Raw genomic sequence first — 20,607 nt, 5'->3', positions numbered from 1 at the left:
CATAGGCATAATGTCCTGTCGGGCTGTCCCGGCGGGATTTTCGCTGCCTCGGACCGGACTCCTGCATGCCCTTTTCCATCGCCACCTGGAACATCAACTCCGTGCGCCTGCGCATGCCGATCGTCGAGCGCCTGCTGGCGGAGCAGGCGCCTGATGTGCTCTGCCTGCAGGAGACGAAGGTTCCCGACGAGCTGTTTCCGGAAAAAGCCTTCCGCAAGGCGGGCTACGAGTACATCGCCTTCCATGGCCAGAAGGGCTATCACGGCGTGGCGACGGTGGCGCGGCGGCCGATCGAGGTGGTCGAAAAGCGGCGCTTCTGCGAGATCGACGACAGTCGGCATCTGTCGGTGAAAGTGCAGGCCGGCGGCAAGGCGATCCTCATCCACAATTTCTATGTGCCGGCCGGCGGCGACGAGCCCGATCCGGAGATCAACCGTAAATTCCGCCACAAGCTCGACTTCGTCGACGAGATGAATGCCATCCGCGCCGCGCATGACGAGGCATCCGCCTCGATCCTGGTCGGCGACCTCAACATCGCGCCACTGGAGCATGATGTCTGGTCGCACAAGCAATTGCTCAACGTCGTCAGCCACACGCCGGTCGAGACCGAAAATTTCGAAGCGATGCGGGTCGCCGGCGACTGGGTCGACCTGATGCGGCTCAACGTGCCGGTGGAGGAAAAGCTCTACACTTGGTGGAGTTATCGCGCGCAGGACTGGGAGGCGTCCAACCGCGGCCGCCGGCTCGACCATGTCTGGTCGTCACCGAACCTGGTGCCAAGTTTTGCCGGCTACGAAATCCTGCGCACCGCACGCGGCTGGGACCGACCATCGGACCATGTGCCGGTGATTGCGCGGTTTGATCTGGATTAGGCCGCGAGCCAAAGGGGTCGTTGAATGGAGATAGTGGCAGCACGGGAGCCGGATGTGACATCGGCGGCCGACTGTCTGGCGGCTGCCTTTGCCGATGATCCGCAGATGAGTTTTTTCTTCGATCCTCCGCAGCGTCAGGACCTGGTGACGGAGTTCTTCTCGATCCTGATGGCGGCGCGCCTGGCGCTTGGAATGCCTGTGCTGCTGTTAAAGAGCGAGGGTCGCATCCTTGGTGCGGTGATGGGCTATGATACGCAGCGGCCTGAATGGCTTCCGGCTCACCAGGAGAGATGGGCTCTGCTCCAGCAAAGGCAGGCATCGATGGCTTCGCGCTTCGAGCGAGCTGACGCCATCAGCGAGAAATACAAGCCGCAGGAACCGCATTTCTATCTTGGGGTCTTGGGCGTTCACCCTTCAATGCAGGGAAAGGGGGCTGGCGGCGCGCTCATCAAGGCCTATTGCGATCTTGCCGAAGGAGATCCCGTCTCGGCAGGGACGTTTCTCGAAACCGCACAACGCAAGAATTTGGCTTTCTACGAGCGTTGCGGGTTTCGACTCCTGGGCCAAGGTGAACTTGCGCCCGGGAAGCCATTCTGGTGCCTGTTCAGGCCAAAACCCGTTCGAGACAGCAGTTAAAGCGCGTCGCATTGAAACGGATTCAGGCAACGCGCCTTAAGTCTTTGTTTTGATGCATGTCGTTGTCCCAAAACCGCTGCGCACTTGTGGGCGATATGCATTAGCCTACTCGCCAAACCGCGGAGCCAGTTTTTCGATGCGTGCGATCATGGACTGGAAATCCTCGAGGATGCGCTGGTGCAGTTTCACCGCCACGTCGGGATATTCTTCGAGGATGCGGCGGAACATCTTGCGGCTGAGGCGGATCACTTCCGAATCGATCTCGGCCGACGCGCTGGTCAGCCGGTTGGTGTCGGCGATCAATGCCAGTTCGCTCAGCATCGTACCAGGGCCGGCCTTGCCGATCGGGATGCGTTCGCCATTCTGCTCGCGATAGAGCACGATGCGGCCGCTGACCACGATATAGGCCGAATCGGCCTCGTCGTCTTCGCGGTAAAGCTTGTGGTCGGCCTGCAGATGCGTGGCTTCGGCGCCGAAGGCGAGCAGGCGCAGCTGTTCCTGCGTGAAACCCTCAAAGAGCTTCACGGCGGACAGGATGCGGATGTCGTCATCCAACGCCATCTCTAGCTGCGTCCCCGAACGGTCAGTCCAATCCCTCCCTTAGAGCGCCGCGCGTCCTCCTGGTCGCGCAAAGACGCTCCAACATTTTCAATCTGCGCAGCGTTCTTCCCCAAAACCGAATCGATTTTGGGCCGATGCGCGGGTCGATCCAGGCCCCTCCAGCCGGATCGTACCCGAAACAGTCCCGCCCCGACCGCCTATTGAATAATGAAATGTTTAAGGAACCAGCTTGTAGCCGCCGCTTTCTGTCACAAGAATTTCAGCATTGGAAGGATCGCGCTCGATCTTCTGGCGCAGCCGGTAGACATGGGTTTCCAGCGTGTGCGTGGTGACGCCGGAATTGTAGCCCCACACTTCCTCGAGCAAGACGTCGCGCGTTACCACCTTCTGGTCGGCGCGATAGAGATATTTGATGATCGAGGCCTCTTTCTCCGTCAGCCGCACCTTGGCGCCGCGTTGGTCGATCAGAAGCTTCTGGCTGGGCTTGAACGTATAGGGACCGACCGAGAAGGTGGCGTCCTCGCTCTGCTCGTGCTGGCGCAGTTGCGCGCGGATACGGGCGAGCAGCACGGCGAAGCGGAACGGCTTGGTGACATAGTCGTTGGCGCCGGCCTCGAGGCCCAGAATCGTGTCGGAATCGGTGTCGTGGCCGGTCAGCATGATGATCGGCGCCTTGTAGCCGCCCTTGCGCAGGATCTTCACCGCCTCGCGGCCATCCATGTCGGGCAGGCCGACATCCATGATGAGCAGGTCGATGAGCCCACCGCGCGCAGCAGCAACACCTTTGGCGGCGGTCGCTTCCTGCAGGACGTCGAATTCTTCGTAAAGGGCGAGTTGCTCGACGAGGGTTCCGCGCAGGTCATCATCGTCGTCAACGATAAGAATGGTACGTGATGTCATGGATCAATCCGTTGTTTTGAAAAGAATTTTCAGTTGACCGACCCCCATTTATGCGGAAGCTGACCGGCGCAACAGTCCGATCACAGTGATTTGTTCCGTGACACGATCATACAAGAAAAAACGCGTTCGCAATGCAGCCGGCGCAATTTTGCCTAAAGGGCTGCGGGTGCTGGTGGTACGGGCGAGGCCCGGCAACCCAAGCCAAGGGATTTTGCAGGCCGGCAGCAAGGTGTTCGCGTGCGCGCTCGGACGCGGCGGCATCTCCGCCAACAAGCGCGAGGGCGATGGCGCGACGCCGCTTGGCGAGATGCGGATTCTATCGGGATATTTTCGGGGCGATCATTTTCCGGCGGCCCGCAAAACCCGGCTGGCAATGGCCCCGATCGGCCCAGATCTCGGCTGGTGCGAGGTGCCGGACGACCGCAATTACAACCGGCCGGTGAAAATCCCCTACGGCGCCAGCCATGAGCGGATGCGGCGCGACGACCGCCTCTACGATGCCTGCCTGGTGCTCGACTGGAACATGGCGCCGCGCCGGCGCGGGCGCGGCAGCGCCATTTTCTTCCACCTGGCGCGTCCCGGCTTCACGCCGACGCAAGGCTGCGTGGCGGTAACCGCGCGGACGATGGCGCGACTGTTGCCGCTGATTTCGGACAGGACGGTGGTGAGGGTGGTTAGGTAGGCAGTAGGCAGTAGGCAGTAGGCAGTAGGCAGTAGGCAGTAGGCAGTAGGCAGTAGGCAGTAGGCAGTAGGGCCGGGTGTCGGTGCCGTCTCATTTTTCCCTACTGCCTACTGCCTATTCACCACTGCTTATTCCTCTGCCAGCCGATATCCAGTAGTCCCAGCCTGCCCAACTCCCGGTCCATGGCGCGGGCGACATCCTTGCGTTCGCCGCCAATGTCGCGCAGCTCGCGATCGGAGAGATCCTCGACGTCCTGGTGGACGACATTTTGCTGGGTGAGGTGGATCGCGACCCTGGCGTGACGAAGCCAGTCGAGCACGGCGCGCAGCCAAGACGGCCGGGCAATCGATGAATGAAAAGCGACGGTGGACATGGTGTGATCCGTTCCTCCGGATATCAAATCCGGTTTGATGGTGTTTCGATTGCGCCCATCATGTCGGATTGAAAGACAAAGGAGAAACGAGTAGTTTTCTCCATATCATCAAGTTTTATTTGGAGATCGATTGGCCCGCCTGCTGCCTGGAACCCGTGCCTTGAGGACGCTGGAAGCGGCGGCCCGGCACCTCAATTTCACCCGGGCCGCGGACGAACTCGGGCTGACGCCGGCGGCGGTAAGCCACCAGATCAAGGAGATCGAGGATCAGCTCGGCATCGTGCTGTTCACCCGCACCAGCCGGACCATCCGGCTGACGGAATCGGGCACGGTGCTGTTCGAGGCTTCGATCGATGCGCTCGACCTGCTCAACCGGGCCGTTTCGCGGGCGCAAAAGATGACGCGCGGCATGGCGCTCCTGAAAATTACGCTCGACCCGCAGTTTGCGACCAAGTGGCTGATGCGGCGTGTCGAGGATTTCCGCAAGCATCAGCCCGGGATCGAACTTCGCTTCGACATCACCTATGAGGTGCGCGATTTCGATCGCGATGACGTCGATATCGGCATTCGCTTCGGCACCGGGAAATATCCGGGCATCGTCAGCCACCGGCTGTTCGACAACATCATCATTCCGGTCTGCAGCCCCGCTTTGCTGACCTCCGGTCCCCCGCTGCGCGAGCCGCGCGATCTGTTCCGGCACACGCTTGCCCATATCGTCTGGGCGCGGCAAGGCGTGACCTGGCCGAACTGGCGCATGTGGATGGCGGCGGCCGGCATCGACGATTTTGATGACAGCCGGACCATCGTTTTCGGCTCTTCGTCAGATGCGGTGCAGGCGGCGCTCGATGGCAATGCGGTGGCGCTCGCCGACTTCGCCATGGTGGCGAACGACCTGTCGGAGGGACGGCTGGTGCGGCCGTTCGAACTCGGCCTCAAGGTGGCGGCCGAATTCGCCTATTTCCTGGTCTATCCGGCAGGGTCGGCAAACGACGCCAGGATCATCGCGTTCAAGGACTGGATCCTGGGCGAAGTCCACAACCCGCAACCGGACCCGACGCGCCGGGCCTGGGACGAGCTGTAGGTCAGTCTCGACTCTGGAAAGGGCTTCAGCCGGGGACGACCGGTGCGCCGAACCAGCCGATGACAGCGCCGATGATCAGCAGCACGCCGAGCCAGTGGCCGCCGTCGATGAGGGTCAGGTCCCAGCCGAAATTCTCATAGCGATGGTTGGCTGTCAGCGTGGTGGCGACGAAGCCGAGCCAGAGGACGAAACCGAAGACCAGGCCGGCGACAAGGGTCGGCTCGCCGCCGGTCATCGCGCCGACAACCAGGGCGAAGACCGCAGCCATGATGAGTTCGGCAATGAAGGAGATGAGGAAGGGCAGCTTCGACTTGCTCATCGTCGCCGGATCGAGCTTGGCCGCCTTCAGCCACGGCTTGCTCAAAGCCATGTACCAGACGGCTCCGAACAGCCACGCCACCACGGCCGCGACAACGACCGCCAGCCAGTTCACTGCTGAAAAATCCATAAAGTCCTCCCCTCGAGCATGTCGCCCAAAAGTGTTGAGCGGTCTTGGGATAACGACATGCGTATTCTCAAATCAATCCCGCGATGGAATGCCTGTCGGCAGCGCCGTCAAGCGAAGCGCCACACCGTGGTGCGCTTGACCAGGGCATCCTCCAGCGCCCGCGTCACCGCCACTTCGTAGACGGCCAGCGGCTCCAGTCCTGCCTTCGGCATGTACGAGCGGCCGGGATCGCCGACGAGGATGTCGGCGCCGCGCGCCTTCAGTGTCGAAAACCACGGCATCAGCGTGTCGGCGAAGGATCTGTCGTAGAAGACGTCGCCGGCCAGCACCACATCCCAGCCGGCATCGGTGCCGATGCAGTCGGTGCCGCAAAATTCGATGGCAACGCCGTTGGCTTCGGCATTGAGGCGGATCGCCGTTTCGCAGAACGGGTCGATGTCGGTGGCGATCACTTGTGCAGCACCGGCCTTGGCGGCGGCGATGGCGACAAGCCCGGAGCCGGAAGCGAAGTCGAGCACACGTTTGCCGCGCACTTCAGACGGGTTGTCGAGGATATAGCGGGCAAGACCCTGGCCACCGGCCCAGGCAAAGGCCCAGAACGGTGGCGGCAACCCGATTTCGGTCAACTCGTCCTCGGTTCGCTGCCAGAGGTCATGCGCCTCATCGGCAAGGCGCAGAAAAATTTCCGGCACGTGCGGCGGCGTCATCAGAGCCGTGTTGTCGAGAATGAACTTTTTCGCGCTATTCGGCGTGAGGACCGTCACGGAGCGGGCGTCAGGCCGCCCATGCGGCAGACTTCCTTCCATTCGGCCGGAGTCACCGGCTGTACGGAAAGCCGCCCGAGCCTGACCAGCGCCATCTCGGCGAGCTTCGGGTTGGCCTTGACCTGTTCCAGTGTCGGCGGGTTCGGCACGTCCTTGAAGGCGCGGATGTCGACACACTCCCAGCGCGGATCGTCGGTGGTGCTGTCGGGATGGGCAAGCGCGCAGACCTCGGCAATGCCGACGACGTTCAGCCCCTCATTGGAATGGTAGAAGAAGCCGAGATCGCCGATCTGCATCGCCTTCATGTTGTTGCGCGCCGCATAGTTGCGCACGCCGTCCCATTGCGTGCCGGCCTTGCCCTTGGCCTTCAGCGCCTCGAAGGAAAAGACCGAAGGTTCGGATTTGAACAGCCAGTAGTTCATGTCTTTGCTCCTCCTTGGCGTAGCCCGAATTAACTAGCCGCCGGCTTGTTGAAGGTCCAGTTCCACTGGCGGATTTCGACGGTTTCAAACAGCCCTGCCTTGGCATAGGGGTCGGCGGCCGACAGCGCCTGCGCACCGGCCAGATCCGGGGCCTCGACGACGACGAGGCTGCCGTTCGGCTTGCCGTCGGCATCGAGGAACGGACCGGCAAAGGCCAATGTCCTGTCGGTGTTCAAGCCCTCGAGAAAGGCGACGTGGGCGGGCCGCGTGTCGACGCGCACCTGCAGGCTGCCGGGCTTGTCCTTGCAAATCAACGCAAACAGCATGCTTTCAAAACTCCGGTTTGTCCGAGATCAGATATCAGCTTCGGTCTTCAACGGCCGCGTCATCAGGGCGGACACAGCCTGCCGTATGGTGATCGTGCCGTCCAGTATCGCCGACACCGCAGTTATGATCGGCGCGTCGATGTCGCGCTCGGTGGCGATGCGGGCGGCGATCGCCGCCGTCGGCACGCCTTCGGCGAGCGGCAGGCCGGCCAAGGGCTTGCCTTGTCCCAAGGCCAAGCCGTAGGCGAAATTACGCGACTGGGCGGACGAGCAGGTCAGCAGCAAATCGCCGAGGCCGGAAAGCCCCATCAGCGTCTCCGGTTTTGCACCGAAGGACGCGCCGATGCGGCGCAGTTCGACGAAACCGCGCGTCACCATGGCGGCCTGCGCGCTGGCGCCGAGCCCGGCACCGGTGACGGCACCGGCGGCGATGGCAAAGACATTCTTCAGCGCGCCGCCGATCTCGACGCCGATCAAATCGTCGCTGGAATAGCAGCGCAGGTTTTCCGCCGAAAAGCGGGCGGCAAGCTCGGCCGCAAGGGCGTCATCACGAGCCGCGACCACGACAGCGGTCGGCAGGCCCCTGGCGACATCGGCGGCGAAGCTTGGGCCGGACAAGGCTGCGACCGGGGTTTCCGGCAAAATGTCCGCGACGATTGCCGACAGCAGGGCGCCAGTGTCGCGCTCAATGCCCTTGGCGCAGAGAACCAGCGGAATGCCTTGCGTCACATGGGGTTTCGCTGTCGTCAGGATGGCGCGCAACGCCTGCGCCGGCGCCACGGCCAGCACGCAATCGGCATCAGTCAGCGCAGCGCCAATATCGCTCGTCGCCGCGATGCCGGGCTCGATGGCGATGCCGGGGAGATAGCGCGGGTTCTCACCGCGGTGGATGGCGGCGACCGTTTCTTCATCACGGGCGTAGAGCCGGACATCGTGGCCGGCGCGCAGCATGGCCAGCGCCAGCGCAGTGCCCCAGGCGCCGCCTCCGAGCACGGCGACGCGCCAGCCGGTCTTGTCCCTGTCGCTTGCCTTGCTGCCGGTCATGCTTTCGCTCCACGCCGGCCGGAGCCGACCATCGGCGCCGAAATGCTGTCCAGCGGCCAGCGCGAACGCGGCACGAAATCGAAACCGTTCTCTTGCGACAACCCAGCCCGCAGCCGCTCAATGCCGGCCCAGGCGATCATCGCCGCATTGTCGGTGCACAGTTTCAGCGGCGGTGCGACGAAGGCAAAGCCGGCCTCGGCGCACAGCTTGTGCAACGTCGCCTTGATCGTGCGATTGGCGGCGACGCCGCCGGCAACGACCAGCGAGGGCATGGCCTTGTCCGGAAATTCCTGGCGAAAGCGGGCCAGCGCACGGGCAACGCGGTCGCCCAGCGCATCGGCCACCGCCGCCTGGAACGAGGCGCAGATATCGGCGACATCTTGCTCGCTCAACGGCTGGATGGCGGTCGCCGCCTGGCGCACGGCGGTCTTCAAACCGGAGAAGGAGAAATCGGGCTGCGCCGAGCCTTTCATCGGCCGTGGAAAGGCAAAGCGGGTCGCATCGCCCGTTGCTGCCGCCTTCTCGACATTCGGCCCGCCGGGATAGGGCAGGCCGAGCATTTTCGCCGTCTTGTCGAAAGCTTCGCCGAGCGCGTCGTCGATGGTCGTCGCCCAGCGCTGGTAGTCGCCGACGCCGCGCACGGCGACGATTTGCGTGTGGCCGCCGGAGACCAGCAGCAGCAGATAGGGAAAGTCGAGCCCCTCGGTCAGCCTTGCGGTCAGCGCATGGCCTTCGAGATGGTTGATGGCGATCAGCGGCTTGCCGGCGGCCGCGGCTATCGCCTTGGCCGTCATCAAACCAACGATCAGCCCGCCGACCAGACCAGGCCCGGCGGTGGCGGCAATGGCGTCGATGTCGGCAAGCGTTGTGCCCGAATCGGCAAGGGCTGCCTCGACGATCCCGTCCAGCGCCTCGACATGGGCGCGCGCGGCGATCTCCGGCACGACGCCGCCAAAGGCGGCGTGCTCCTCGATCTGGCTGAGCACGATGTTGGACGCAATGACCGGCGCGGAAGCGCCGTCCAACGTCACCACGCTGGCGGCGGTCTCGTCGCAACTCGTCTCAATGCCCAGAACGCGGATCAATTCGTCGCTGTCTCCAGAGATTGTGTCGCCGGACTTTCCTAGATAGTAGAGGCGGGCCTCGTTAGGGAGAGTGCCGGAAACGCAAAGCCAGCCGGGGGTTATCACGGACCGCGCGCCATGCAAACTTTGAAAATCGGAACACGCGGCAGCCCGCTCGCGCTCGCCCAGGCGCATGAGACGCAGGCGCGGCTGATGGCAGCGCATGGCATGCCGGCGGAAGCCTTCGAGGTGGTCGTCATCTCGACCAGCGGCGACCGCATCCAGGACCGGCCGCTGTCGGAAGCCGGCGGCAAGGGCCTGTTCACAAAGGAAATCGAAGAGGCGTTGCTGGCCGGGGCGATCGATATCGCTGTGCATTCCTCCAAGGACATGCCGACGGTGTTGCCGGATGGGCTTGAGCTGTCCGCCTTCCTGCCGCGCGAGGACGCGCGCGATGCCTTTATCGGCAAGGCGGTGAAAAGGATCATCGACCTGCCGCAGGGAGCCAAGGTTGGCTCGTCCTCGCTGCGGCGCCAGGCGCTGATCCGGCGCATGCGGCCGGACCTCGACGTGGTGATGTTCCGCGGCAATGTGCAGACCAGGCTGCGCAAGCTGGAGGAAGGCGTCGCCGAAGGCACCATCCTCGCCCATGCCGGGCTGAAGCGGCTGGGGCTCGGCCATGTCGTCACCGATCTGATGCCGCTCGACGCTTTTCCGCCGGCACCGGGACAAGGCGCGATCGGCATCGAAACCCGCATCGGCGACAGCGCCGTGGAACAGATGCTGACCGCCATCCATGATGTGCCGACGGGCCAGGCGCTGGCCTGCGAGCGCGCCTTTCTGGCGGCACTCGACGGCTCCTGCCGCACGCCGATCGCCGGCTATGCCACGATAGCGGACGGCACGCTCACCTTCGCCGGGCTGATCATTTCGCCAGATGGCACGCAATCGCATGAGGTTAAGGCCGAGGGTCCGGCGCAGGATGCCGCCCGTATCGGCATGGACGCCGCCAAAACGGTGCGGGCCAAGGCCGGCGAAACCTTCTTCGACGGCTGGGTCTGATATGCGTGTCCTGGTGACGCGGCCGCAACCCGGGGCGTCGCGCACCATGCGGCGGTTGCAGGGGCTGGGATTTGAGCCGATCCTTCTGCCATTGACCGAAACCGTAGCCCTGCCGGTCGATGCTAGCGCAGCAGGCGACAATGCCGTGGCCGTCGCGATCACCAGCGCCAATGCCGTGCGCCATACGCCTAAAGAGCTCATCGCGGCGCTTGCCGCCTTGCCTTGCCATGCCGTCGGCGCAAGGACGGCTGAAGCGGCGCGCGCGGTTGGGTTTTTGTCGGTCCACGAAGGGCCGGGCGACGCCGAGAAACTGGCCGAAGCGATTGCCGCCGGCGTTTTCGGCAAGGCAATCGTCTATCTCACGGGACGCGTGCGGTTTCCGGCTTTCGAGGCGCGGCTGCGACAGGCCAGTGTCGAGGTCCGCGCCATCGAAACCTACGACACTGTCTCACTGAACTATTCCGATGATGAAATCCGTGCGCGCCTGTCCGGTCAGGCGGTTGATGCGGTGCTGCTCTATTCGGCCAAGGGGGCGGCAGCGTTGCAGGCCTTGGCCAAGCGGGCGGAATTGGGCGATCTCCTTGGAAAGGCGCGGATTTTTGCCCTGTCCGAGCGCATAGCAGCTGCCTTCGGCAATGCCGCCGGCAAAAAAATAGTGATTGCCCGGGAACCGCAGGAGGAGGCGTTGCTTGAGCTGTTGCGTGCGGGCCCCTGACCCCCGTGTCATCACGCCGCCCCTTTTCACCGCTTGGTGATGTGCTAGACCATTTTTTAAACCATCACGCGCCGTCAGGCGTTGAGACGAAGCAGGATTTGCGGAGCCCAGGCATGGTCAAGACGCCGAAGATGCGACATTCGAAAAGCCGCCGCGAGCCGGTGACCATCGAGCTCGAACCCGGCGCCGTCTCGCGCATCGTCGATGCGGATGCCGCCAAGGCGGATGGCGATGTGGGGGCATCCCCTAGCCCCGATGCGACCGGGACCTCGGCCGAATCGGTCATGCACGAGGAGGCGGCTGCCACGACCGATGCACAGCCGGAGACGCCTGACGAGCCGGTTCATGCTGACCAAGCTGATCTCGAGCCGTGGGAGCATTCCGACGCCGCGGCGCAGGCCGCGCCGGAGAGCACCGGTGCCAAGGTGTCCGGCGAACCGGAAAGGCCTTATCCCGCCGCCTCGGACGCGCCGTCGCACGCCAGGACCTCCGATTACAGTTTCGAGGATGCCTCGCCCAAGCCGGGTGCATCTAAGGAAACGCCTGATACAGCCGAGGTGAGGAGCCAGCCCATGGCAGCGCAGCCGAAGCGTTCCAACGGCATTGCCGCCGGCATCATTGGCGGTGTCATCGCGCTGGCCGCCGCCGGCGGGCTGCAGTTTGCCGGCGTGCTCGGCGCTCCGGGTTCGGGCGGTGGCACGGTCTCGCTCGACGGCGTCGATGGCGAGATCGCCTCGCTGAAGAGCGAAATCGCCGACCTCAGGGAAGCCAGCGGCAGCGGCGCCGCAACGGCCAAGGTGGACGGGCTGTCATCGACTCTGGACCAGGTGAAGGCCGATGTCGCATCGCTGAAATCGGCGGTCGAGCAAGGCGGCGCCGGCGACAATGCCGGGCTTGCCGCGCTTGGCGACAAGGTCAAGCAGATCGAGACGGCGGTCGCGGCCCTCGGCCAGGCCGGCGGTCCGGTCGATATCGCGCCCCTCAACGAAAAGCTTTCGAGTCTGGACGCCCTCGTGAAATCGGCCGGCGAGGCAGCCAAAGCGCAGGAGGCCAAGATCGCCGCGCTCGAACAGTCGGTGACGCAGCTCGCTGGCAAGGTCGATGCGCAGGCCTCGCAGCCGAAGATCGCGATGGCCATCGCCGCTTCGGCGCTGAAGTCGGCGCTCGATCGCGGCGCGCCATTCGCTGCCGAGTTGGAGACGTTCGCAGCGATCTCGCCCGATGCGCCGCAGATTGCGGCGTTGCGTCCCTATGCCGAAAAAGGCGTTCCCACCCGCATCGAAATCGCCGGCGAGGTAGATGCCGCGGCCAATGCGATGATCGCCGCGGCGACGCCGGTCGACGAAAATGCCGGCTTCTTCCAGAACCTTTTGTCGAGCGCCGAATCGCTGGTCAAGGTGCGGCCGATCGGCGCCGTCGAAGGTGCCGGTGCACCGGAAACCGTGGCGCGCATGGAGGTGGCGGTCAATCAGGGCGACTACGCCAAGGCACTCAGCGAGTATCGGACGCTGCCCGATGCGGTGAAAGCCGCGGGCGCCGATTTTGCCGGCAAACTGAAAGCGCGCATCGAGGTCGAGACGCAGGTCGACGCGCTGATTGCAGGCGCGATGAAGGCATGAGGACGACACGATGATCCGCATTCTCACCTTTATCGCCGCCGTCTTCGCGCTCGGCCTGGGCTTTGCCTGGCTGGCCGACCGTCCCGGCGAGATGATCGTCACCTTCAACGGCTATCAGTATCAGGTCAGCCTGATGGTGGCGGCGGTTGCGATCGTTGCCGTCGTCGCAGCAGTGATGATCGTCTGGTGGCTGATCAAGGCGCTGTGGAACAGCCCCTATACGATTTCGCGCTATTTCCGCGTGCGGCGCCGCGACCGCGGCTACCAGGCGCTGTCGACCGGCATGATCGCCGCCGGCGCCGGCGATGGCGCGCTGGCGCGCAAGAAGACCAAGGAAGCGGCCAAGCTGATCCGCTCCGATCAGGAGCCGCTGATCCATCTGCTCGAAGCGCAGGCCTCGCTGCTCGAAGGCGACCATGAGGGCGCGCGCGAGAAATTCGAGGCGATGCTCGACGATCCCGAAATGCGGCTGCTCGGCTTGCGCGGGCTCTATCTCGAAGCCGAGCGGCTGGGCGACCGCAACGCAGCGCGCCACTATGCCGGCCGCGCCGCTGCCGTGGCGCCGCAACTGGCCTGGGCCGCGGAATCGACACTCGAAGACCTGACCGGGCGCGGTGACTGGGATAGCGCTCTGAAACTGGTCGAGGCGCAGAAGTCGACCCGGCAGATCGAACGCGACGCCGCCAACCGGCGCCGCGCCGTGCTTTTGACTGCCAAGGCGCAGTCGCTGACCGACAGCGATCCTAACACGGCGAAGACAGCGGCGCTCGAGGCCAACAAGCTGGCGCCCGATTTCGCGCCGGCCGCGGTTGCGGCGGCCAGTCTTCTGTTCAAGCAGAATGACGTCCGCAAAGGTTCCAAGATACTCGAGGCAGCCTGGAAAGCTGAGCCGCATCCGGAGATCGCCGAGCTCTACACGCATGCAAGGCCGGGCGATGCGGTGGTCGACCGCCTGAACCGGGCGAAAAAGCTGCAGGAGCTGAAGCGTAACAACGCCGAATCGTCGATGACGGTGGCACGCGCCGCGCTCGACGCGCAGGATTTTTCCACCGCCCGCCGCGAGGCCGAAGCGGCGATCCGCATGGACCGTCGCGAAGGCGCCTACCTGCTTCTGGCCGATATCGAGGAGGCCGAGACCGGCGATCAGGGCAAGATCCGGCAATTGCTGTCCAAGGCCGTCCGGGCGCCGCGCGATCCGGCCTGGGTTGCCGACGGCGTCGTCTCCGAACGCTGGGCGCCGGTGTCGCCGATCAGCGGCAAGCTCGACGCCTTCACCTGGCGCGCACCGATGGAACGGCTCGGCCAGCTCATCGACAGCCATGAGGAAACACCTGGGGCCGAGGTGCCGGTGCTTGCGGCACCGGCCAAGCCGGCAAAGGAGGCCAAGGTTGTCGACCATCCGGCCGTCGGCAGAACGATCAGCGAGGCGCCGATTGAGCCGAAGTCTGTGGTGGGCGACGACCATGTCACGCCGGTCACCGCCGCAGCTTTTGCTGCGGTGCCGACGGATAGCGAAGCAGTCGAGCCGGCCGAGGAGGTTATCCGGTTGCCGGACGACCCCGGCGTCGACCCCGAAGACGAAGCGGAGAAATCACCACGCCGGTTCCGCCTGTTTTGAACCCTGACCTGATGTGAGCACCATGTTCGAACGCGTTCTGTCCTTTCTGAAAGACCTGCCGGCCGGCGCGGGGGCTCGCGCCAATGCCGACGATCCGCGCGTTGCCGCTTCGGCTTTGCTCTACCATGTGATGAATGCCGACGGCGTGCGCCAGGATGTCGAGTGGGAGCGGTTAAAGCAGGTGTTGGCGCAGAGCTATTCGATCAGCGGCGATGAGCTCGATGCGCTGGCTGCAGCCGGCGAGCGCGCCGACAATGAGGCGATCGACCTCTATGCCTTTACCAGCGTCTTGAAACGCCATCTCGATGCTGATGCGCGCAAGGCCTTCATCGGCCTGATGTGGGAGATCGTTTATGCCGACGGCGAACTGCATGAGCTGGAAGACAACACGGTCTGGCGCGTCGCCGAACTGATCGGCGTCGAACGCCAAGACCGGATCGAGGCACGTCGCAAGGCGGCCGCCGCCGCGCCCGGCGCCAGTGGAACGTCGAGCGACGAATAGGATCCCAGCTCTCCATGCCGCCTAGACCGAGCTCGAAACCGAAAATCCTGATCGTGCTGCATCAGGAGACTTCGAGCCCCGGCCGGGTCGGCCACATGCTGCTCGAGGAAGGTTTCGATCTCGACATCCGCCGGCCGCCGCTCGGCGACAGCCTGCCGGAAACACTGGATTTGCATGCCGGCGCCGTGGTGTTCGGCGGGCCGATGAGCGCCAATGACGAGGATGAATTCGTCCGCCGCGAGACCAACTGGCTGAATGTGCCGCTGCGCGAGAACCGGCCCTTCCTCGGCATCTGTCTTGGGGCGCAGATGCTGGCCAACCATCTCGGCGGCAAGGTCGAGGGTCATGGTGAAGGACTGGTCGAGATCGGCTGGTATCCGCTGAGGCCGACCGAAGCCGGCAAAAAGCTGCTACCTTGGCCCGACATGGTCTACCAGTTCCACCGCGAGGGCTTTTCGCTGCCCAGGGATGCGACGCTGCTGGCGACCGCCGAAACCTATCCCAATCAGGCCTTTCGCTATGGCGACAATGCCTGGGGCATCCAGTTCCATGGCGAACTGACCCGGCTGATGATGCAGCGCTGGGTGGTGCGCGGCGCGCACCGCTTCGAATTGCCCGGCGCGCAGCCCGGCCGCGACCATCTCGGCGGCCGGCTGATCTGGGACATGCATCTCAAGCGCTGGCTGAGCGAGTTTTTGCAGCTGATTTTCGGCAAGCCTACCGAGGGATAGAGTAAAGTCCAATTACTCTGAACGGCCGAGCTTGACCAAAAGACGACTTACGTCTGCCGAGGCGTGAAAAAGCGAGCGCAGCCCACGGGTGCAAACGTTGCGAGGGTTCCGTAGCCTGGGTCGATGGATCGAAAAACTCCGTGGCGCATTTAAGCTTCGGCTAACAATGGCCTCAGGAGAGAACCAATGAAGAAGACGCTGCTCATATTGAGTCTACTCGTTCCGCTCGCGGCATGCTCCCGCACCGAACAAGGCGCTGCCGTCGGTGGCTTGGGTGGCGCGGCTGTAGGCGCAGCAGTGGCCGGTGACCCGGTGAAAGGAGCGGTTGTTGGCGGCGCGGTCGGAGCGCTAGCCGGAGCGGTCATCGGGCACGCCAGCGAAGCCGGCCAGTGCAGATACCGCGATCAGTACGGTCGAGTGTACGTTGCACGGTGCCCGGACGGCTACTGATCTCAAAGGCGCGTGATCTCTTTAGATCACGCGCCTGCTCGGGGTAGGATAACTGAATGGCATATAGAATCAAAAGACTGCTGGCTTTCTGGTTTGCCGTTGTTAGCGCTGCCGCGATAAACGTCGAACTTACGACCGCGATCTCGGCCGCGCCTGTAGAAGCGAAGACGATTGCCGATCACTTCTCATCGGTAAAGTCCATGTCCGGGGACTTTGTCCAGTCGGGCCCAAGAGCGGAAAGGACCAAAGGGAAATTTTTTTCCAGCGGCCGGGCAAGATTCGCGTCAACTATGCAGGCCAATCAGGGATCAGCGTAATTGCAGATGGAAAATCCTTGGTGGTCTATAACAACAAGCTCAAGACATCGCGGCTTTATGCTCTTTCGAAGACGCCGCTTAAGCTGCTCCTCGACAACCAGGTCAACTTTTCCGGCAATCGCCTCAAAAGCATCAGAGACGATGGCGCCCACGTGATCGTCAAGCTGGCCGACAAGTCGGTCTTCGGCAATTCGAATATCACTATGGTGTTTGACAGGGAGTCGCTCGATCTACGCAGATGGAGCCTCACTGACGAAAGGGGCCTTACCACGACAGTCACAATATCCAACGCGACGAAGGGCGTTCGCGCTCCTGCGGGTACCTTCACTATCGACTATGCGGCAAACCAATACCAAAACGAAATAGTCGGCAGCGCGACTGACCGTGGAAGCCGGTGCGCTCGATCAGTTGCGGCTGTTGAGATGCCGCACCCGGCGCAGCTGCGGAAACAGCACCGCCCATAGGCCGGCGACGGCAATCGCTCCGATGCCGCCGATCACCACTGCCGGCACCGTGCCGATCAGCGCCGCCATGGTGCCGGCGCGGAATTCGCCGACTTCGTTGGAGGCGCCGACGAAGACCTGGTTGACGGCGTTGACGCGGCCGCGGACCTCGTCGGGCGTCCACAGCTGGATCAGCGTCTCCCTGATATAGACGCTGAACATGTCGGTGGCTCCGAGGCCGGCAAGGGCCAGGATCGACAGCCACGTGATGGCCGAGACGCCGAACAGCACGGTGAAGGCGCCAAAGCCTGCGACGAAGCCGAGCATGATCTTGCCGGCATTGTCGCGCAGCGGGTGTCCGGCAAGCCAGACCGCGACACAGATGGCGCCGATGCCCGGCGCCGAGCGCAGCAGGCCGAGGCCCCAGGGGCCGAGTTCGAGAATGTCGCGGGCATAGACCGGCAGCAGCGCCGAGGCGCCGGACAGGAGCACGGCGAAGAGGTCGAGCGAGATGGCGCCGAGCACGATCTTCTCGCTCCAGATGTAGCGGAAGCCGGCAAACAAAGTTTCCATTGTCGGCTTGTCGGTGGCGCTTTGCTGGGCCGGCTTGGGAATGGTGAAGATCAGCAGGCCAGCCACCAGCATCAGCACGGAGGCGGTGGCGTATGCGGCTTCGGCGGAGACGCCATAGAGCAGGCCGCCGGCGATCGGGCCGACAATGGTTGCCGTCTGCCAGGCCGACGAGTTCCAGGCGATCGCATTGCCGAAATCCTCAGGCGGCACCAGATTGGCAAACAGCGACGATGAGGCCGGGCCGTAAAAGGCGCGCGCCATGCCGAACAGCGCCAGTACGATGAAGATCGGCAGCGGACTGACGAGGCCGCGCAGCGTGAAGTACAGGAGAACAAGCGCACAGCCCGCCTCGATCACGGTGGCCAGTGCCATGATCAGGCGGCGCCCAAAACGGTCGGCGACGACACCGGTGACCAGCACCAGCAGCAGCGACGGCAGGAACTGGACGATGCCGACAATGCCGAGATCGAAGGGATCGCGCGTCAGATCGTAGATCTGCCAGCCGACGGCGACGGACACGATCATGGTAGCGAAGGTGGTGAGGAAACGCGCCGCCCAATAGCTCAGGAAGGAGCGGTGGCGGAAAGCGGCGTAGCGCTGGTCCGGCGATGTCTGGGAATGGGATGTCATGGATATGGCCCCGTTGCGATTTGCACTGGCCGGCGGGGCACTTCCCAAAGATGGGCGCTGTTCCGGCCAATGAGAAAGTTCGGGGCGCGTATGCGTTATAATCGGGCCTGGATCAAGAGTTTTTCGTTCAATCCGCCCGATTGCGCGGCGAAGTTACTGCCTCAGCGCAGCTGAGATGGCGTCGAGGCCGCCTTGCAATTCGGCCTCTTTCGGCCAGCCGAATCCGATGCGGAAAAACCGCTTCGGCATGTCGAACCAGTGGCCCGGGCCGACATAGGTGCCGTGGCTTTCCAGCAGATTGACGTAGAAACGGTCGAGGTCGAAGTCGGAGCCGACATTCAGCCTGGGAAAGCCGACGACGCCCCCTTGCGGCTGCACCCAGTCGACCAGGGGTTCGCGGTCGATCCAGGCCTGGACGATGTCGCGGCGCTTGGCCATTTCGGGCAGCAGTGCGGCCAGGAAGGCGTCGCGGCGCTCCAGCATGCCGCGCGCAATGCCTTCGTCGATGACGCTGCCGCAAATGCCGATCTGCTCTTTGGCGGCGAGGAAGCGTTCCTGTAATTCGGCATCCCTCGTGATCAGCCAGCCGATGCGGATGCCGGGAATGCCGAAGGCTTTCGACAGCGACGACACGCTGATCGCCTTGGGGCTGAGCGAAGCCGCTGCCGGCAGGCGCTGTCCGTAGGACAGGTCACGATAGGTCTCGTCGACCAGCAGATGGCAGCCGCTCGCTTCGGCCAGCGCAATGAGCGCATCGAGATCGGCCCGGCGCATCATCGTGCCGGTCGGGTTGTGCGGGCAGGTGACGCTGATCAGCTTCGTGTTTGGTTGCAGCTGGGCCGCGACGCGGCCGACATCGATGGCGAAGCGGTTGTCGAAGTCGAGATCGGCATAGGAGATGGCGCAGCCGATCGCCTTGGGGGTCTCGATGTTGGTGGCGTAGTTCGGCCTGATGACGACGAGGTGGTCGCGCTCGGACAAAAGCGAGGTCGAGATGATGAACAGCGCGCCGGCCGCACCGGCCGTGACCAGAACGTCGTCGGGGCGAAATGCCGGAATCCTGCGCCGCGATCAGCGCCCGCAGCTCCTTGTCGCCGCGATGCTCGCCATAGAACAGGGTCAGGTCAGGCAGCGACAGGCCGATGTCGGAGAGTTTCTGGTCGGAGATCGAGCTTTCGGAGAGGTTGTAGCGGATTCGGTCGTAACCGTATTCTTCCGGCGCCTCTTTCTCGATCACCATTCTGGCGTAGTTCATGGCCGCTCCCCCAAAGTCCTGACATTTCCGAGGTACAAGCCATAAAAGCACGAAGCCTGCCAAGGCTCATTCGCCGGCAGGCTTCTGTTCCAGTCGTCCAAACTGTTGGCTCAGCGCCGAGCTGCTGATGTTCAGGCCGGAACTTTGGCTTTGCGACCCTTCGCCTTGGCCGGCGCGGGCGCGGCGGCCTTGCGGCCGAGGCCGATCGACTTGGCCAGTTCGGAGCGCGACGCCGCATAGTTGGGGGCAACCATCGGATAGTCGGCCGGCAGGCCCCATTTGGTGCGGTAGGCTTCCGGCGTCAGGTTGAAATGAACGCCGAGATGGCGCTTCAGCGATTTGAACTTCTTGCCGTCTTCGAGGCAGATGATGTAGTCCGCCGTCACCGACCGCTTGGGATTGACGGCCGGGATTTGCGGCGGCGCTACCGGAGCCGGCGGCTGGCTGAGCCCGCCGATCGACGCCGCAACGCTGGCGATGAGATCGCTCAGGCCGGCAACGGGCAAGCGGTTCTTCTCGACGTAAGCGGACACGATATGGGCGGTTAGTTCGAGCAGGTCGATGTCCTTGTCAGAGTCGTTGCTGTCGTCGGCCAATTTATCTCTCCGTCGCTAGGGGGTGGCGGAAACTTCCGGAGCTGTCCCTGCGGAGCCGGAAATCCGCTCTAGTCATTTGTCTTGCCGCATTTGTACGGTTGCGCCAGATGATTCCATCCGGTGCAACCGCTCTAATCGCCAAATCTGCGTAACGCAATGACTTCGTGTCGCGTCACACGTTATTTTGAACAACTATACTGAATCTCAATACTATCAGACGATCAGCGCCCGGTCGCGCCATAGTCGAAAGCCGCCCTCGAAGGCGCGCGTATTGTCGCCGCGCCTGGATTTGGCGGGCAATTCATCCAGTCTGTCGACATTGCCGCCGCCGATGACGATGTAGTCCGGCTGCAGGGCCGCACGCAGCCGCTCGACGATGTCGAAGACGTATTTGCGCCATTTCTTCTTGCCGAATTTCTCCAGGCCGCGCTCGCCGACATAGTCCTCGAAACTGCGGCCCTTGCGGTAGGGCAGATGGGCAAGCTCCATCGGCTGGCAGACATTGTCGAGGATCATTGCCGCTCCAAGGCCGGTGCCGAGGCCGAGGAACAGCATGCGCCCGCCCTCATAGCTGCCAATGGCCTGCAGCAGCGCATCGTTAACGACCTTGACCGGCTTGCCGAAGGCGGCGGTGAAATCATAGCCGTCCCAGCCCTTGCCGAGATTGGCGGGGTCGAGCGAAGGCTTGTTCTCCCTCACCGGGCCGGGATAGCCCATCGAGATGACATCATAGGCCAGCCCTTCGACCAACGTCTTGACCGTGGCGATCATTTGCTGCGGCGTGAGCCCGAGACCGGAATCGGCGCGCCGCTCCTTGCCGCCGGCGCTGGTCAGGATCTTGACGTGCGAGCCGCCGACATCGATCGTCAGCACGATCGGTTCGGCCCCGGCCGTCGCGGGCTTGGCTGCCTTGGCCATGTCGT

General features: G+C 63.6%; 24 protein-coding genes and 1 pseudogene. 12 read left to right on the top strand and 13 right to left on the bottom strand.

The window, feature by feature from the left end:
- Nucleotides 1-65 precede the first annotated feature (65 nt).
- Together AC1D1L_RS11545 and AC1D1L_RS11540 are read left to right on the top strand one after the other, a co-directional pair.
- Nucleotides 66-872 carry an exodeoxyribonuclease III gene (locus tag AC1D1L_RS11545; protein WP_477341333.1) on the top strand — a complete coding sequence of 269 codons (807 nt, stop codon included), beginning with the start codon at nucleotides 66-68 and terminating at the stop codon, nucleotides 870-872.
- A 24-nt stretch (nucleotides 873-896) separates the two neighbouring features.
- Nucleotides 897-1,508 (top strand): GNAT family N-acetyltransferase, encoded by a 612-nt coding sequence (locus tag AC1D1L_RS11540; RefSeq protein ID WP_477341331.1) that lies wholly within the window; start codon nucleotides 897-899, stop codon nucleotides 1,506-1,508.
- A 105-nt stretch (nucleotides 1,509-1,613) separates the two neighbouring features.
- Here the strand turns inward: AC1D1L_RS11540 and AC1D1L_RS11535 are convergent, their stop codons facing one another.
- Together AC1D1L_RS11535 and AC1D1L_RS11530 are read right to left on the bottom strand one after the other, a co-directional pair.
- On the bottom strand, nucleotides 1,614-2,069 hold the full coding sequence (locus AC1D1L_RS11535; RefSeq protein ID WP_477341329.1) for a cyclic nucleotide-binding domain-containing protein: 456 nt from the start codon (nucleotides 2,067-2,069) through the stop codon (nucleotides 1,614-1,616).
- 216 nt (nucleotides 2,070-2,285) lie between these two features.
- Nucleotides 2,286-2,969 carry a response regulator transcription factor gene (locus AC1D1L_RS11530; protein WP_112561232.1) on the bottom strand — a complete coding sequence of 228 codons (684 nt, stop codon included), beginning with the start codon at nucleotides 2,967-2,969 and terminating at the stop codon, nucleotides 2,286-2,288.
- 145 nt (nucleotides 2,970-3,114) lie between these two features.
- Here AC1D1L_RS11530 and AC1D1L_RS11525 point away from each other — a divergent pair, with 145 nt between their 5' ends.
- On the top strand, nucleotides 3,115-3,651 hold the full coding sequence (locus tag AC1D1L_RS11525; RefSeq protein ID WP_477341476.1) for a L,D-transpeptidase family protein: 537 nt from the start codon (nucleotides 3,115-3,117) through the stop codon (nucleotides 3,649-3,651).
- Nucleotides 3,652-3,769: 118 nt separating this feature from the next.
- Here the strand turns inward: AC1D1L_RS11525 and AC1D1L_RS11520 are convergent, their stop codons facing one another.
- Nucleotides 3,770-4,024, bottom strand: a complete 255-nt coding sequence (locus AC1D1L_RS11520; RefSeq protein ID WP_477341327.1) for a hypothetical protein — start codon at nucleotides 4,022-4,024, stop codon at nucleotides 3,770-3,772.
- A gap of 130 nt (nucleotides 4,025-4,154) precedes the next feature.
- Between AC1D1L_RS11520 and gcvA the strand changes: the two genes are divergently transcribed.
- Complete coding sequence (gene gcvA, locus AC1D1L_RS11515; protein ID WP_477341325.1) at nucleotides 4,155-5,105, top strand: transcriptional regulator GcvA; 951 nt, start codon at nucleotides 4,155-4,157, stop codon at nucleotides 5,103-5,105.
- Nucleotides 5,106-5,130: 25 nt separating this feature from the next.
- On the opposite strand, the gene AC1D1L_RS11510 is transcribed toward gcvA, so the two are convergent.
- The 6 genes from AC1D1L_RS11510 to tsaD form a co-directional block, all read right to left on the bottom strand.
- Complete coding sequence (locus AC1D1L_RS11510) at nucleotides 5,131-5,553, bottom strand: DUF1761 domain-containing protein (RefSeq protein ID WP_477341323.1); 423 nt, start codon at nucleotides 5,551-5,553, stop codon at nucleotides 5,131-5,133.
- A 107-nt stretch (nucleotides 5,554-5,660) separates the two neighbouring features.
- Nucleotides 5,661-6,359, bottom strand: coding sequence for a class I SAM-dependent methyltransferase (locus tag AC1D1L_RS11505; protein ID WP_477341321.1), 699 nt, complete (start codon nucleotides 6,357-6,359; stop codon nucleotides 5,661-5,663).
- Nucleotides 6,314-6,739, bottom strand: coding sequence for an EVE domain-containing protein (locus AC1D1L_RS11500; RefSeq protein WP_112621800.1), 426 nt, complete (start codon nucleotides 6,737-6,739; stop codon nucleotides 6,314-6,316). The genes AC1D1L_RS11505 and AC1D1L_RS11500 overlap by 46 nt, the downstream gene beginning before the upstream one ends.
- Before the next feature lie 29 nt (nucleotides 6,740-6,768).
- Entirely contained in the window at nucleotides 6,769-7,065 is a 297-nt protein-coding gene (locus AC1D1L_RS11495; RefSeq protein WP_436262310.1) for a YciI-like protein, read from the bottom strand.
- A gap of 27 nt (nucleotides 7,066-7,092) precedes the next feature.
- Entirely contained in the window at nucleotides 7,093-8,109 is a 1,017-nt protein-coding gene (locus AC1D1L_RS11490) for an NAD(P)H-dependent glycerol-3-phosphate dehydrogenase (protein WP_477341319.1), read from the bottom strand.
- Entirely contained in the window at nucleotides 8,106-9,191 is a 1,086-nt protein-coding gene (gene tsaD, locus AC1D1L_RS11485) for a tRNA (adenosine(37)-N6)-threonylcarbamoyltransferase complex transferase subunit TsaD (RefSeq protein WP_477341474.1), read from the bottom strand. The genes AC1D1L_RS11490 and tsaD overlap by 4 nt, the downstream gene beginning before the upstream one ends.
- A gap of 120 nt (nucleotides 9,192-9,311) precedes the next feature.
- On the opposite strand from tsaD, the gene hemC reads away from it, so the two are divergent.
- The 8 genes and pseudogenes from hemC to AC1D1L_RS11445 form a co-directional block, all read left to right on the top strand.
- Complete coding sequence (hemC, locus tag AC1D1L_RS11480) at nucleotides 9,312-10,235, top strand: hydroxymethylbilane synthase (protein ID WP_477341317.1); 924 nt, start codon at nucleotides 9,312-9,314, stop codon at nucleotides 10,233-10,235.
- Nucleotide 10,236: 1 nt separating this feature from the next.
- Complete coding sequence (locus AC1D1L_RS11475; protein WP_477341315.1) at nucleotides 10,237-10,950, top strand: uroporphyrinogen-III synthase; 714 nt, start codon at nucleotides 10,237-10,239, stop codon at nucleotides 10,948-10,950.
- A gap of 113 nt (nucleotides 10,951-11,063) precedes the next feature.
- A complete protein-coding gene (locus AC1D1L_RS11470) occupies nucleotides 11,064-12,569 on the top strand; it encodes a COG4223 family protein (protein WP_477341313.1) in 1,506 nt (501 codons plus the stop codon).
- A gap of 10 nt (nucleotides 12,570-12,579) precedes the next feature.
- Nucleotides 12,580-14,187 (top strand): heme biosynthesis HemY N-terminal domain-containing protein, encoded by a 1,608-nt coding sequence (locus AC1D1L_RS11465; protein ID WP_477341311.1) that lies wholly within the window; start codon nucleotides 12,580-12,582, stop codon nucleotides 14,185-14,187.
- Between the two features lie 22 nt (nucleotides 14,188-14,209).
- The gene (locus AC1D1L_RS11460; RefSeq protein WP_477341309.1) at nucleotides 14,210-14,689 is read left to right on the top strand and encodes a tellurite resistance TerB family protein; all 480 of its coding nucleotides are present in this window, start codon (nucleotides 14,210-14,212) and stop codon (nucleotides 14,687-14,689) included.
- A 14-nt stretch (nucleotides 14,690-14,703) separates the two neighbouring features.
- A complete protein-coding gene (locus tag AC1D1L_RS11455) occupies nucleotides 14,704-15,420 on the top strand; it encodes a glutamine amidotransferase (protein WP_477341307.1) in 717 nt (238 codons plus the stop codon).
- Nucleotides 15,421-15,606: 186 nt separating this feature from the next.
- Complete coding sequence (locus AC1D1L_RS11450; RefSeq protein ID WP_112561248.1) at nucleotides 15,607-15,870, top strand: YMGG-like glycine zipper-containing protein; 264 nt, start codon at nucleotides 15,607-15,609, stop codon at nucleotides 15,868-15,870.
- A gap of 56 nt (nucleotides 15,871-15,926) precedes the next feature.
- A pseudogene (locus AC1D1L_RS11445) lies at nucleotides 15,927-16,546 on the top strand (LolA family protein); the annotation flags it as partial.
- Nucleotides 16,547-16,591: 45 nt separating this feature from the next.
- Here the strand turns inward: AC1D1L_RS11445 and AC1D1L_RS11440 are convergent.
- The 4 genes from AC1D1L_RS11440 to AC1D1L_RS11425 all read right to left on the bottom strand — a co-directional run bounded on the left by AC1D1L_RS11440 (nucleotide 16,592) and on the right by AC1D1L_RS11425 (nucleotide 20,602).
- Nucleotides 16,592-17,833, bottom strand: coding sequence for an MFS transporter (locus AC1D1L_RS11440; RefSeq protein WP_477341304.1), 1,242 nt, complete (start codon nucleotides 17,831-17,833; stop codon nucleotides 16,592-16,594).
- A gap of 153 nt (nucleotides 17,834-17,986) precedes the next feature.
- A complete protein-coding gene (locus AC1D1L_RS11435; protein ID WP_477341472.1) occupies nucleotides 17,987-18,829 on the bottom strand; it encodes an aminotransferase class I/II-fold pyridoxal phosphate-dependent enzyme in 843 nt (280 codons plus the stop codon).
- Between the two features lie 390 nt (nucleotides 18,830-19,219).
- The gene (locus AC1D1L_RS11430) at nucleotides 19,220-19,684 is read right to left on the bottom strand and encodes a Ros/MucR family transcriptional regulator (protein WP_352586519.1); all 465 of its coding nucleotides are present in this window, start codon (nucleotides 19,682-19,684) and stop codon (nucleotides 19,220-19,222) included.
- Nucleotides 19,685-19,897: 213 nt separating this feature from the next.
- A complete protein-coding gene (locus AC1D1L_RS11425; protein ID WP_477341302.1) occupies nucleotides 19,898-20,602 on the bottom strand; it encodes an ROK family protein in 705 nt (234 codons plus the stop codon).
- Nucleotides 20,603-20,607 lie beyond the last annotated feature (5 nt).

The sequence above is a fragment of the Mesorhizobium sp. P2_D6 genome, assembly GCF_056404315.1.
Note: the sequence above shows the minus strand (reverse complement) of the source record. Positions and strands in the feature narration are given on the sequence as shown.